This window comes from Pauljensenia sp. 20925_1_34, from assembly GCF_041432775.1.
Classification (GTDB): Bacteria; Actinomycetota; Actinomycetes; order Actinomycetales; family Actinomycetaceae; genus Pauljensenia.
In genome coordinates this window covers 63,425-77,024 of the sequence record NZ_JAPWAG010000007.1, presented here as the reverse complement: position 1 = coordinate 77,024, position 13,600 = coordinate 63,425, and the positions used below count along the sequence as shown (strand labels likewise).

Here is a 13,600-nt window from a genome sequence, read left to right as displayed (position 1 = left end):
ACGCCTCATTGTGTCACGGATTGCAGGCGGGGCGTCATCGGGGCGCGCAGGCGCGCAGGAAGCGCATACGTCCAGCCAGATCGGTACTCGTTGACACCTCCACCATGCCGAGCGAGGCCGCGTAGGTGCGCAGGGCCTCGTCCTGGCTGGGCGAATGTTCCATGAGCAGCGTCCCTCCCGGGCGCAGAAGGGTCAGGGACCGGCGGATGATCTGGCAGGGAATGTCTAGGCCATCCGCGCTGCCGCCGTAGAGGGCGGAATGGGGGTCGGCGCTGGCCTCGGGCTGGGTGGGCATCTCGTCGGTGGGGACGTAGGGAGGGTTGGTGACGACAACGTCGATGAGGCCATCGAGGAAGCCCAGCGTCGCGGGGTGCGTGGCGTCGCCGCGCACGAGGTGGACGCCGCAGGCGCCGACGCGGTCGCGGTTGAGGCAGGCAAGCGCGAAAGGATCGGGTTCCTTTTCCACGGCCCAGACCTCGGTGCGGGCGGACTCGGTGGCGACTGCGAGGGCGATGGCTCCCGAGCCGGTGCACAGGTCGACGACGCGGGCCTCGCCCCTGGCAGCCACAGCCGCCGCGGCCTCGTCGATGGCGAGCCCGGCAAGAACCTCCGTTTCGGGGCGCACGACGAAGACGCCGGGGACCGACCGGAGGGTGAGAGACCGGAAATACATCCGGCCGGTGACGTGCTGGAGGGGGATGCGCAGGGCACGCTCGCTCACGCCGGCGCGCAGCTTATCGGCCTGTTCGGGGTCAAGGGCAGCTGGCAGGTCCAACTGTGATGTGACGTCGCACGCCCACTCGAGCAGCTCACGCACATCCGCATCAACTGAGTCGATGCCAGCGTTCGCCAGGCGCTCACGAGCCCAAGAGCGCGCCTCCGTCACAGACCAGGTTCCCATAGCCCCTCCCATCATGACTGCGCGGCGGCGGCCAGGCGCTCGGCCTCATCGGCTTCCTGCAACGAAGCGATGACGGCGTCGAGCGCGCCCGACAGGACCGCGTCCAGGTTGTGTGCCTTGAAGCCCGTGCGGTGATCCGCGATGCGGTTCTCCGGGAAGTTGTAGGTGCGGATGCGCTCGGAGCGGTCGACGGTGCGCACCTGCGAGAGGCGCTGGGCCGAGGCCTCGGCCTCCCTCTTCGCTCGGGCTTCGGCCGCCAGACGTGAGGCCAGCACGCGCAGCGCGGCCTCCTTGTTCTGCAGCTGCGACTTTTCGTTCTGCATCGAGACAACGATGCCGGACGGAATATGCGTGATGCGCACGGCGGAGTCCGTCGTGTTCACCGACTGGCCGCCCGGGCCACTCGAACGGTAGACGTCGATGCGCAGATCGTTCGGGTCGATGACGATCTCCTCGTCGTCCTCGATCTCAGGCATGACGAAGACGCCGGCCGCGCTCGTGTGGATGCGGCCCTGGGACTCAGTGACGGGCACGCGCTGCACGCGGTGCACACCGCCCTCGTACTTCAGGTGCGCCCACACGCCCTCGTCGGGGGCGGGAGTGCCCTTCGCGCGGATCGCGAGCGTGATGTCCTTGAAGCCGCCGAGCTCCGTGTGCGTCGCGCTCATCTCGGTGACGCTCCAGCCGTGTGCCTCGGCGTAGCGCCCGTACATGCGGGCCAGGTCGGAGGCGAACAGGGCGGATTCCTCGCCGCCCTCGCCAGCCTTGATTTCGAGGATGACGTCCATGGCGTCCTCGGGGTCGCGCGGGGCGAGAATCTTCACGAGCGCCGCGTGCGCCGCGGCCTCTTCTTCTTCAAGTGCGGGGATCTCCTCGGCGAAGGAGCGGTCCTCGGCGGCCAGCTCGCGGGCAGCCTCCAGGTCCCCCGACGCCGCGCTGAGTCGATCGGCGGCAGCCTTGACGCGGCCGAGCTCGGCGTAGCGGCGCCCGACGCGGCGCATCAGCTGCTGGTTCGTCAGGGTCTGAGGGTCCGACATCTGGGCCTCCACCTGCGCGTACTCCTCCAGCAGCGGGCCAAGCGCCCCAAGCTCATCGGTCGCAGCCACGATTCACCACATCCTCATTTCAGTGACATTTGTAAAAAGCGGCGGCGTCGCCAGCCGTCAGGCCGACGACACCGCCGTCGAGCTATCCGCTCACCCTCACTTGGAGGGGCGCACGCGCTTGCCGTAGCGAGCCTCGAACTTGGCGACGCGGCCGCCGGTGTCGAGGATCTTCTGCTTGCCCGTGTAGAACGGGTGGCAGGCCGAGCACACGTCCACGCGCATCTCGCCGGAGGTGATCGTGGAACGGGTGTGGAACGTGTTGCCGCACGTGCAGGTCACGACGGTGTCCACGTATTCGGGGTGAATGCCCTTACGCATGGAATTCTCCTGGATCGTTTGGTGCCCCGGGTCCGGACATGCAGCGTCCCCCGCGTCTGACGGGGGCTCGCCCTCCAGCACGCGTACGCGCCTGGGGCATGCCGGTGAACCGGTAAGCCGACACGACATTATGGCACACGCTCCCAGCCTCTTCAACGATGGAAGTGGCCGCACGAGCGTGAGATCGGCTATGAGCCGACCTTCCCCCCGATCAGAATGACGAAGACGAGCCCGACCCACGGAAGCCCCCCGAACTCGAACTGCCGCGTGAATGGGAGGAAGAAACACCGGAGCGGTGGCGATAATCACTTGCGGGACCTAGGTTCGCGGGCGACGTCAGGTAGGTCTCGCGTGAGAAGGCATATCTTGAGGTTCCGTCGAAGACGATGTACCTATTGAAGTACGCGGGCGGCACGTAGACCGGTGCATTGAAGGCCGTGAAACGCCCCGATGGGATGGCCCCGCTTCCGCTCAGGTCGATCCCCGCGCAGTGTGCTGTCAGTCGAATCGTGACGGCGGGATTGTAGGAGTACGCCCAGCCATCGACAGTGTACGTGCCGAGGTAGCGCAGATCGTAGTCCTTGAGCTTTTCCCCCTTGCCCGCCTGCCAACGCGAGTAGCGCCTGCGCCCCATCCACGAGGTGTCGGCTGCCAGCGCGTTTTCGACAAACACCGTCAGACGGAGCCTGGCCTCGTTCGCAATCGAGTCAAGGCACTCCAAGGCCTCGGCGGGAGTCACCTCTGTACGCTCGAGGCTGGCGTGCAGGTTCTTCACGGCCACTCGCTGCTCGTTTGTCCAGGCGACGAGCGTGGCATACAAGGTAATGACGTGCTGATAGTCCGTTCGGTCAGCAGCCGTGCGCGCGACAAGATCCACGATGTCCAGGTCCTCGAAGACCGGCCCCACCTCGTTATCCCACACAATGTGCCAGTTCGGGGAGAGCGAGAAGAACTCGCACGCCGCCTCCATCGCCGTGTCCGCATCCGACAGGTCCTGCAAGGACTGGGTGAGCGAGCGCATCCGTGCTTGTTTCCCGCGAGGCGAGGTGATGTGGGCACGCACCTTCTCGCGCTCCGCCCGCGCAGCTTGATAGCGTGCGCTCAGGCCACGCTCGTAGTTCCCTTCGGCGAGGAGTGCGGCAAAGGAACTCTCGACCCCGATGTGACGCTTCTCCATGTCATTCCACTGTTCGGCGAGCGGCCTCGCGACCTCACCTGGCCGACGGCGGGCTTTCCCACCGATCAACCAGACGACGATTCCGGCGACCGTCGCAGTCCACGCGTAAAGGGGAGGCCACGGAACGATATTCCCCTGACGCTGAGTGTTCTCGCCCGGGATCAGCGCCGCAGCCTTGTTCACCGCGGCGACGATGCCCTCGCTCCAGCGCCCATTGCGGAAGTCATCCTTCGCCGCATCCTGGACGTCCTTCTGTGCAGACCGGGTAAGAGCGACATCCTCGCCGACGTAGGTACCTACCATGTGATCGGCGGGCGACACAACCAGGATCACATAGCCGTCCGCCCACGTTGAGCCGCCCGCGCTCAGCCACTCCGGATGATTGGCGCGCGCGTAGGTGACCACCGCCTGATCCATGCCGCCGCCGCTGAGGCTATTGGACGACAGGACCACGAGGTGAACTGCGCGCGAGAATCGAACATCCTCGAGGACGGCGCTCAGGGGACGACCGCCGATGTCACGAATGGTCCCCGTTTCGTCGTAGATCTCCACGACGGGCGTGACCGAGTCACTGTGCTTCTGCACCGCGTGGGTATTCGCCCAGTAGGCAATGCCACACCACGCGGGCGCCACGAGGAACAGGAGGAGACCCACCACGAAGCGTAGGACGCGCAGCGATGCGGGCGGATGCTCTCTTTCCTTATCAGCCCCGTTGAGTGTCATAGATGTCATGGCTTCACTCTGGCACGAATGACGAGCGGTTGCTCGGTATTGTCCACGGATAGTGACAAGAAGACTGACGGGCGACGCGCCCGACCCCTACGCCACTCAGGTCAACGAACAGCCATCGACTGCAGCGTCCACATCGTCTCTCAGGTATCGATCGAGATACATCGGCAGCAGATAGACGCGCCAGCGGGCGGTCGTCAGGATTCCAGTCGTCGGCGCTGGTTGCCCGTGCAGGTGGACCCCTGCCGAGTTTGCGATCAGTCGGATCGTGGCTTGCGGGTTGTATTCGATGTCAGTGTCCGCTGCCTCGTTCCAGTATTCGCTGTCGTACGCCCCATTCGCCGCGGTGAGCCTGATGCCCGCGTCCTTCCATCGCGTGTAGCGTTGCCGTCCGCGCGACGAGGCATCGGTTGCGAGAGTCGCTTCGATGAGCTCGGCGGTGCGCGCTCGCGCCTCGTTGGTCATACGGTCGAGTTCTTCAAGGGCCTGATCGGGAGCGATCTGCCCGCCCTCAAGGCGTGTCCCGAGGTCTCTCACCGCGTCCTTGCGGTCTCCCACCTGCTCCCTGAAGGCCTCAATCTCCGCCAGAATACCCGGCTCCGTGTTGACACTTTCGAGGGTGTCTGCGACGTCGTCGAGTATGTCCAGGTCTTCGATGATCGGGCCGATCTCGGTCTTCCACACGTCGCGCCAGCCGGGCACACAGGCGAAAAAGTCGCGGGCAGCCATGATCGCCGCATCCGCGTCCGCCAGGCGTTCCATCTGCGCAAGGATCTTATCCTCCGCTCCTCCCGACGCCTCGCTCAGCGACGCGAAGAAACCCGGCGACCTATGCTCGGCGATCCGTGCACCAACCCTGTCGCGTTCGGCTCGGGCACACTTGTGACGTGCCGTCAGTCCAATCTCGTAGTGCCCGGCACCGACGAGCGTGGAAAACACGCGCTCAACCTCTGCCCGCTGGCCCTCCAAGGCCGCCCATTTCTCGGTGATCTCCGCCATTTTCTGACGCCCCGAGCGCCGTAGACCGGCGCCGCGCCACAGCACACCGATTCCGCACAGCGCCATGACCCAGCCGGTCCAATTCGGCCAGCTCAGCCCATCCCCGACCCCATGAAGGGCCCCATCATAGAAGGCGATTCCCAGCTGAAGGGGGGCCGGCAGTACGAGAAGGAGACCAAGAACGAGGCGCGCACATCCGCGCACGGTACTCCAGGACCGGCGCGAGGCTTCCTGTGTCGCCTGCGCATTGACCATATTCGGTGTCGCATTCACCATGCCCCAAGTCTGACACAGGCCCTCATCAGTTGTCCGGTATGTAGGCGCGCACCGAAAAGAAAGCGGGGCGAGCGACTCTCGCCACTCGCCCCGTTCTCACCCGCCGATCACTCGGAGGGCGTCGTCTTCTGGATAAGCATGAGGAACTCAGCGTTGGACTGGGTTTCCTTGAGCTTGTCGAGGACCAGCTCGAGGCCCTGCTGCTGATCGAGGGTCCCCAGGACGCGGCGCAGCCTCCACATAATGCGCAGCTCCTCGGGCTTGAAGAGCAGCTCCTCGCGACGGGTGCCCGACGCGTTGAGGTCGATCGCGGGGAAGATGCGGCGCTCGGCGAGCTGACGCGACAGACGCAGCTCCATGTTGCCGGTGCCCTTGAACTCCTCGAAGATGACCTCGTCCATCTTCGAGCCCGTCTCCACCAGCGCGGAAGCGATGATCGTCAGAGAGCCGCCCTCGGAGATGTTGCGGGCGGCGCCGAAGAACTTCTTGGGCGGGTACAGCGCAGAGGCGTCGACGCCGCCCGACAGGATGCGGCCCGAGGCGGGCGCGGCCAGGTTGTAGGCACGCGACAGGCGGGTCAGCGAGTCGAGGAGGACGACGACGTCCTGGCCCAGCTCGACGAGGCGCTTGGCGCGCTCGATCGCGAGCTCGGCGACCGTCGTGTGGTCCGATGCGGGACGGTCGAAGGTGGAGGCGATGACCTCGCCCTTAACGATCGAACGCATGTCGGTGACCTCTTCGGGGCGCTCGTCCACCAGGACGACCATGAGGTGCACCTCGGGGTTGTTCAGCTCGATGGCCTTGGCCATCTGCTGGATGACCATGGTCTTACCGGCCTTGGGAGGCGAGACGATGAGGCCACGCTGGCCCTTGCCCACGGGGGCGACCAGGTCGATGACGCGCGGCGTGTAGGCCTTCGGGGAGGTCTCCATGCGCAGCTGCTCGGAGGGGTAGACGGGGGTCAGCTTGCCGAATTCGCGGCGCGCCTGCGCCTGCTCAATCGTCATGCCGTTCACGGAGTCGACGCGCACGAGGGCGTTGTACTTCTGGCGCTGACGCTCGCCCTCGCGGGGCAGGCGCACGGCACCGGCGACCGCGTCACCGGCGCGCAGGCCCCAGCGGCGGACGTTGCCGAGCGTCACGTAGACGTCGTTGGGGCCGGGCAGGTAGCCCGAGGTGCGCACGAAGGCGTGGTTTTCCTGAATATCGAGGATGCCGGCGATCGGAGCCAGGTTATCCTCGGCGCCGCGCGCGGGGCGTCCCTCGCGGGCCTCGGCGCGGTTCTCGCGGTTGTCGCGGTTCTCGCGACCATCGCGGTTTTCTCCGCGGTTCTCGCGTTCGCGACGCGAGCGGCGTCCGCGTTCGCGGCGGCCGCGACGTCCCTCGGTGTCGTCGCCGTCGGGAAGTTCGATGTTCAGGACGGTCTCGACGACGCCGACCTCGGGTTCGGGGGCGGGCTCGGTGCGCTCGGCGGCGGGCAGGGGCAGGTCGAGCGTCACGTGCGCGGGCTCGACGGCGCCCTGGCTGACCGCGCGGCGGCGGCGCGAACGGCGCGGCGCCTCAGCGGCGGGGGCGTCAGCAGCAGGGGCTTCGGCAGCAGGCGCGGCCTCGGGCGCGGCAGGGGTTTCCGTGGACGAGGCAGGAGCCTCCTCGCGGGGAGCGGCTTCCTGCGTGGTCGCAGCGCTGGCATCCTTGCTCAGCAGCTCGATCAGCTGGGGCTTGCGAAGCTGAGAAATGCCCTTGAGACCGCGGGATGCGGCCAGAGCCTTGAGCTCGGGCAGCTTCATCGCCGACAGCGACGCGGTCGTCATCTCGGCGGGGGTTTCGTTGCTCACGAAGTGATCCTTACTGGAATGCGCCCTTGGCGGGCGAGGTGAATTGCTCAAGCACACGACAAAGCTTGAAGAGGGAGATGCGCATAACGGGCGCACCGCAATGGCCGGATTCGAACAGTCGACTCGGACCTGGAAAAAATATAGCAAGACCGCCAGCCAGCTGTCGATTAAACAGCATGACTGGCGGTGCTTGCGCAGAAACTCACAGATGAGAGGCTAGTTAGAACTCCACCTTGGACAGGGATCCGCGGGTGATCGTCACGCCCGAGGCGGCTACCCCCAGGGGCAGGACCCGCCAGCCCGAGGCGGCGGCGTCGCGGCGAATATCGGCGCCCACGGGCTCGAGGGACATGACGGTGGGGCCAGCTCCCGAGACCACGGCAGCGTATCCGGCGCCGCGCAGCCAGTCCACGAGGGCCAGGGAGGGCTTCATGGCGGCTCGCCTGGGCTCCTGGTGAAGCCGGTCACAGGTGGCCTCCATGAGCTGGGTGTGCAGGTCCGCTCCCCCGCTGGCGTGGCCCGAGAGGATCGCGGTGAGCGCGCACGCTCGGGCGACGTTGAAGCGGGCATCCACGTGCGCCACCGTGTCGGGTAGGGCTGCACGGGCGGTGGCCGTGCGCAGCTCAAAGTCGGGTACGAAGACCACCGGGGCGATGGCCTCCGGAGGACTCAGGCGCAACGCGCCCACCTCGCTTGTTTCCTCGTTCATCCAGGCGACCGTGGCGCCACCGAAGACGGCGGGCGCAACGTTGTCGGGGTGGCCCTCCATCTCGGAGCCCATCTCCAGGATCTCTTGGCGACCCAGGACGTCGGGGTCGCCGATGAGCGCGCGGGCGAGCGTCACGCCCGCGACGATCGCGCTCGCAGACGAACCCAGGCCTCGTGAATGGGGAATGCGGTTCAAGCAGCGCATGCGCACACCCACCTGGGGGGCGCCGGCGCTATCCAGGGCCAGGCGCAGGGCACGCACAACGAGGTTATCCTCGCCGAGCTCCACGTTGCCCGCGCCCTCGCCCTCGACGACGACCGAGGTCGGCCCCGTCGTCGCGTGAATCGAGACCTCATCCCACAGGTCCAGTGCCAGACCCATGCAGTCAAAGCCGGGGCCGAGGTTCGCGCTTGTTGCGGGAACCTTCACCGCCACGAAGTCATCATGCACGCGCACGTCACTCACCCTCAACGCGGATCGTGGAGGTCACCTCACGCACCGCGTCGGACACGGCCAGCGCGCGTGCGACGGCACGCAGGTCGGCCTCGCGGGCCTGGTGGCTGGTCACGACGATGACGCAGGCGCCCGGAACCTCGTCGTTGCGCTGGTGCACCGACTGAATCGAGACGCCATGGCGAGCAAAGATGCCGGCGACGTCGGACAGGACGCCCAGGCGGTCCTCCACCTGGAGGCGGATCTGGTAGCGCGTCAGCGTCGAGCCCGGGTCGAGGATCGGCAGGTGGGCGTAGACGGACTCGCGCGGGGCATGACCACCGAAGGCACGGTGGTGCGCGGCCGCAACGAGGTCGGACAGGACGGCCGAGGCCGTGGGGGCTCCGCCCGCACCCTGACCGTAGAACATGAGGCGTCCGGCGTTCTCACCCTCGACGAGGATGGCGTTGAAGGCGCCGTCGACGGAAGCGAGGGGGTGATCCGAGGGCACCTGGGCGGGGTGGACGCGCATCGCGACGCCCTCGCGGCCGTCCTCTCCGATGCGGCGCTCGGCAATGGCCAGGAGCTTGATGGTGTGGCCGACGCGAGCGGCCTCTTCCATGTCTTCCTTGGTGATGTTCGAGATGCCCTCGACGGCCACGTCATCGATTCCCACGCGGGTGTGGAACGCGAGCGAGGCCAGAATGGAACACTTCGCGGCGGCGTCGAGGCCTTCGACGTCGGCCGTCGGATCGGCCTCGGCGAAACCGAGGTCCTGCGCCTGCTTGAGGGCGTCCTCGTAGCTCAGGCCCTTGGAGCTCATCGCGTCGAGAATGAAGTTCGTCGTGCCGTTGACAATACCCATGACAGTGGTGACGCGGTCCCCCGCCAGCGATTCGCGCAGGCCGTACACGACGGGCACGGCGCCGGCGACGGCAGCCTCATAGTAGAGGTCAGCGTCGTTGGAGGCGGCGGCCTCGTACAGCTCCGGACCGTGCGCGGCGAGCAGAGCCTTATTGCCCGTCACGACCGAAACGCCCTGGTTGAGGGCGCGCAACACGAACGTGCGCGCCGGCTCGATGCCACCGATCAGCTCGACAACCAAGTCCATCCCATCGATAGCCTCGGCGGGATCGGTCGTGAGCAGCTCCCGATCGATCGGCGAGTCACGCGGAGCATCCACATTGCGGACGAGAACTCGACGGACCTCCATTTCCGCGCCGGAGCGTGCGGCGAAATCCTCGCGACTCGACTGCAGGATACGAATGACCTGGCTACCGACGGTTCCAGCTCCAAGAACGCCAACTCCGAGGACCGGACGGGGTGCAGACATGGGATATTTCTCCTTCGTACGGGGGCACTGATACCAGTGTAAGTGGTCAAAGCCCACCCTTCCCTTATGGGGACCTTCGTCCTATAATTGAAGCAATCGAGACTTTGGACCCTGGCCCTGAGACACAGAACATAGATCGATCGGCGAAACAGGTTGTCCGGCCCCCGCCGGTCGTAGGACAATGGACCCAAGCGCCGGAATCCGGTGCACGAACGGAGCTTGGCTCCCAACGACCGTCCCCCACAGGGATCACGGAAATAATCCGAGAAGAGGAAGAATGACGACAGCAGACCAGAAAGCCTGGGAAGGTTTTGTCAAGGGTAACTGGTGCGATGAGATCGACGTCCGCGACTTCATCCAGCTGAACTACACCCCGTATGAGGGCGACGCCTCGTTCCTGGCTGGCCCCACTGAAAAGACCATGCGGGTCTGGAACACCCTCGAGGAAAAGTACCTCTCCGAAGAGCGCAAGGTGCGCATCCTCGACGTTGACACTGACACCCCGGCCGACATCGACGCCTTCAAGCCCGGTTACATCTGCGAGGACGACGACGTGATCGTCGGCCTGCAGACCGATGCCCCGCTCAAGCGTGCAATGATGCCCAACGGCGGCTGGCGCATGGTCGAGACGGCCATCCACGAGGCTGGCAAGGAATACAACCCCGAGGTGAAGAAGATCTTCACCCAGTACCGCAAGACCCACAACGACGCGGTCTTCGACATCTACACGCCGCGTATTCGCGCCGCTCGTTCCTCCCACATCATCACCGGCCTGCCGGATGCCTACGGCCGTGGCCGCATCATCGGTGACTACCGCCGCGTGGCCCTCTACGGTGTTGATCACCTCATCGCCGAGAAGCAGAAGGACAAGGATCGCTACGCCGACCAGCCCTTCTCCGAGCACTGGGCGCGCTACCGCGAGGAGCACTCCGAGCAGATCAAGGCCCTCAAGAAGCTGAAGAACCTGGCCGCCTCCTACGGCTACGACATCTCCGGCCCGGCCACCAACGCGCACGAGGCCGTGCAGTGGACCTACTTCGGCTACCTGGCCTCCGTGAAGTCTCAGGACGGCGCCGCCATGTCGATCGGCCGCCTCTCCGGCTTCTTCGATGTCTACTTCGAGCGCGATCTGGCCAACGGCACGCTGGACGAGTCCGGCGCGCAGGAGATCATCGACGCCCTGGTCATCAAGCTGCGCATCACCCGCTTCCTGCGCACCATCGCCTACGACCAGATCTTCTCGGGCGACCCCTACTGGGCCACCTGGTCCGACGCCGGCTTCGGCGACGACGGCCGCACGCTGGTCACCAAGACCTCGTTCCGTCTGCTCCAGACCCTGGTGAACCTCGGCCCGGCCCCCGAGCCGAACATCACCATCTTCTGGGACGAGAACCTGCCCCGCGGCTACAAGGAGTTCTGCGCCCGCATCTCGATCGACACCTCGTCGATTCAGTACGAGTCCGATCCGCAGATCCGCGCCCACTGGGGCGACGACGCCGCCATCGCGTGCTGCGTGTCCCCCATGCGCGTCGGCAAGCAGATGCAGTTCTTCGGCGCCCGCGTGAACGCCGCCAAGGCCCTGCTCTACGCCATCAACGGCGGCCGCGACGAAATGAGCGGCAAGCAGGTCATGGAAGGCTACGAACCCGTCCAGGGCGACGGCCCCCTCGACTTCGACGACGTGTGGAAGCGCTACGAGGAGATGCTCGACTGGGTGGTTGGCACCTACGTTGAGGCCCTCAACATCATCCACTACTGCCACGATCGCTACGCTTACGAGGCCATTGAGATGGCTCTGCACGACGCCGAGATCATCCGCACCATGGGCTGCGGCATCGCCGGTCTGTCCATCGTTGCCGACTCGCTGGCCGCCATCAAGTACGCGAAGGTCTACCCGATCCGCGACGAGACCGGCCTGGTCGTCGACTACCGCACCGAGGGCGACTTCCCGACCTACGGCAACGACGATGACCGCGCCGACGACATCGCCGCGACCGTCGTTCACACCGTCATGGACAAGATCCGCGCGATCCCCATGTACCGCGACGCGATCCCGACCCAGTCCGTCCTGACGATCACCTCGAACGTCGTCTACGGCAAGGCCACCGGCTCCTTCCCGTCGGGCCACGAGAAGGGCACCCCCTTCGCCCCCGGCGCGAACCCCGAGAACGGTATCGACACGCACGGCATGGTCGCCTCCATGCTGTCGGTCGGCAAGCTGGACTACAACGACGCGCTCGACGGCATCTCGCTGACGAACACGATCACCCCCCAGGGCCTCGGCCGCTCCAAGGAAGAGCAGATCCAGAACCTGGTCGGCATCCTCGACGCCGGCTTCGTCCCCGACGATTCCTGCGCCTACGACGGCACCAAGGGCTACTGATCCACCATTGGCGGGGATCAACTCGTATCCCTTGTTGATCCCCGCCACCCACCCCCGTGGGTGCGGCCGCAAACCGGCCCGCCCAAGCCGGCACCGCCGGCGTCTCACGATTAAGGAGAAATGTTATGGCAACCAAGACCTACGAAGAGCGTCTCGCTGACATGAAGGCCGCCCGCGAGGAGCGCGGCGACAAGGATGGCCTGTACCACGCGAACATCAACGTGCTCGAGGAGTCCACGCTGAAGGACGCCATGGAGCACCCCGAGAAGTACCCGAACCTGACCGTTCGCGTTTCCGGCTACGCCGTCAACTTCGTCAAGCTCACCCGTGAGCAGCAGCTGGACGTCCTGTCCCGCACCTTCCACCACTCGGCCTGATCGGTCGACGGTAGTGGGGCGTTGGGCGCACGCCCGGCGCCCCACTACTATGCCCGCCGGTTCCGCCCGCAATCACTGAGGCCCCGACCTCGTTCGCGCCATCGCCGCGCCCGTACTACTTCGAAGAAGGAATCATGACGCAGCCCCTCGCCATTCCCACGTTCCGCGAGCAGGACTTCCAGGCTCCCCAATCCCGTACCGTCGGCGCGGGCGTCGAGGGCCTTGAGGAGATCACGGACCTGGAGCGTTCCGAACGCTTGCGACGCATGCGAGAGGGCACGCTCGGTTCCATTCACTCCTGGGAGCTGGTGACCGCCGTCGACGGCCCCGGCACGCGCATGACGGTCTTCCTCAACGGCTGCCCGCTGCGCTGCCTGTACTGCCACAACCCCGACACGTTCCTCATGAAGGACGGCGCTCCGGTGTCCGACACGGAGCTGCTCTCCCGCATCGCCCGCTACCGCCGGATTTTCCGCACGACGAAGGGCGGCATCACGCTGTCCGGCGGCGAGGTACTCATGCAGCCCCACTTCGCCAAGCGCATCCTGCTGGGTGCCAAGGAGATGGGCGTGCACACCTGCATCGATACCTCCGGCTACCTGGGTGCGAACTGCGACGACGAGATGCTCGACGCGATCGACCTGGTGCTCCTCGATGTCAAGAGCGGCGATCCCGAGACCTACAAGAAGGCGACCGGCCGTGAGCTGGCACCCACAATTGCGTTCGGCGACCGCATCGCGGCTCGAGGCGGGGACACACGCATCTGGATTCGTTTTGTCCTGGTTCCGGGCCTGACGGACGACCCCGAGAACATCCGCAAGGTCGGTGAGATCGTCACCCGCTGGAAGGACGTCATCGACCGTATCGAGGTCCTGCCCTTCCACCAGCTGGGCAAGGACAAGTGGCACTCCCTGGGACTGGAGTACCATCTCGAGGACGCGAAGGCACCGACGCCCGAAGCTACCGAGGACGTGCGCAACTACTTCCGCTCGCTGGGCTTCGAGGTCCACTGACAGAGCGTGGAA

Annotated in this window: 11 protein-coding genes; 3 read left to right on the top strand and 8 right to left on the bottom strand. The window is 66.0% G+C overall.

The window, feature by feature from the left end; genetic code table 11:
• Positions 1 to 34: 34 nt before the first annotated feature.
• The 8 genes from O3669_RS04485 to O3669_RS04450 all read right to left on the bottom strand — a co-directional run bounded on the left by O3669_RS04485 (position 35) and on the right by O3669_RS04450 (position 9,815).
• Positions 35 to 901 (bottom strand): class I SAM-dependent methyltransferase, encoded by an 867-nt coding sequence (locus tag O3669_RS04485; protein ID WP_371523815.1) that lies wholly within the window; start codon positions 899 to 901, stop codon positions 35 to 37.
• 11 nt (positions 902 to 912) lie between these two features.
• Positions 913 to 2,007: a peptide chain release factor 1 gene (gene prfA, locus O3669_RS04480; RefSeq protein WP_295917962.1), complete on the bottom strand. Its 1,095-nt coding sequence runs from the start codon at positions 2,005 to 2,007 to the stop codon at positions 913 to 915.
• A 96-nt stretch (positions 2,008 to 2,103) separates the two neighbouring features.
• Positions 2,104 to 2,325, bottom strand: a complete 222-nt coding sequence (gene rpmE / locus O3669_RS04475; protein WP_295967878.1) for a 50S ribosomal protein L31 — start codon at positions 2,323 to 2,325, stop codon at positions 2,104 to 2,106.
• A gap of 211 nt (positions 2,326 to 2,536) precedes the next feature.
• Complete coding sequence (locus O3669_RS04470) at positions 2,537 to 4,234, bottom strand: DUF5129 domain-containing protein (RefSeq protein WP_371523814.1); 1,698 nt, start codon at positions 4,232 to 4,234, stop codon at positions 2,537 to 2,539.
• Positions 4,235 to 4,330: 96 nt separating this feature from the next.
• Positions 4,331 to 5,434: a DUF5129 domain-containing protein gene (locus tag O3669_RS04465; RefSeq protein WP_371523841.1), complete on the bottom strand. Its 1,104-nt coding sequence runs from the start codon at positions 5,432 to 5,434 to the stop codon at positions 4,331 to 4,333.
• A 179-nt stretch (positions 5,435 to 5,613) separates the two neighbouring features.
• Entirely contained in the window at positions 5,614 to 7,341 is a 1,728-nt protein-coding gene (gene rho, locus O3669_RS04460) for a transcription termination factor Rho (RefSeq protein WP_371523813.1), read from the bottom strand.
• 220 nt (positions 7,342 to 7,561) lie between these two features.
• Positions 7,562 to 8,506 carry a homoserine kinase gene (gene thrB / locus O3669_RS04455; RefSeq protein WP_371523811.1) on the bottom strand — a complete coding sequence of 315 codons (945 nt, stop codon included), beginning with the start codon at positions 8,504 to 8,506 and terminating at the stop codon, positions 7,562 to 7,564.
• 1 nt (position 8,507) lies between these two features.
• Complete coding sequence (locus tag O3669_RS04450) at positions 8,508 to 9,815, bottom strand: homoserine dehydrogenase (protein ID WP_371523810.1); 1,308 nt, start codon at positions 9,813 to 9,815, stop codon at positions 8,508 to 8,510.
• Positions 9,816 to 10,092: 277 nt separating this feature from the next.
• Between O3669_RS04450 and pflB the strand changes: the two genes are divergently transcribed.
• From pflB to pflA, 3 genes are all read left to right on the top strand, one after another.
• The gene (gene pflB, locus O3669_RS04445) at positions 10,093 to 12,198 is read left to right on the top strand and encodes a formate C-acetyltransferase (RefSeq protein WP_314768400.1); all 2,106 of its coding nucleotides are present in this window, start codon (positions 10,093 to 10,095) and stop codon (positions 12,196 to 12,198) included.
• 125 nt (positions 12,199 to 12,323) lie between these two features.
• Positions 12,324 to 12,575, top strand: a complete 252-nt coding sequence (gene grcA2, locus O3669_RS04440) for an autonomous glycyl radical cofactor GrcA2 (protein ID WP_009056454.1) — start codon at positions 12,324 to 12,326, stop codon at positions 12,573 to 12,575.
• Between the two features lie 134 nt (positions 12,576 to 12,709).
• Positions 12,710 to 13,588 (top strand): pyruvate formate-lyase-activating protein, encoded by an 879-nt coding sequence (gene pflA, locus O3669_RS04435; protein WP_295917940.1) that lies wholly within the window; start codon positions 12,710 to 12,712, stop codon positions 13,586 to 13,588.
• Positions 13,589 to 13,600 lie beyond the last annotated feature (12 nt).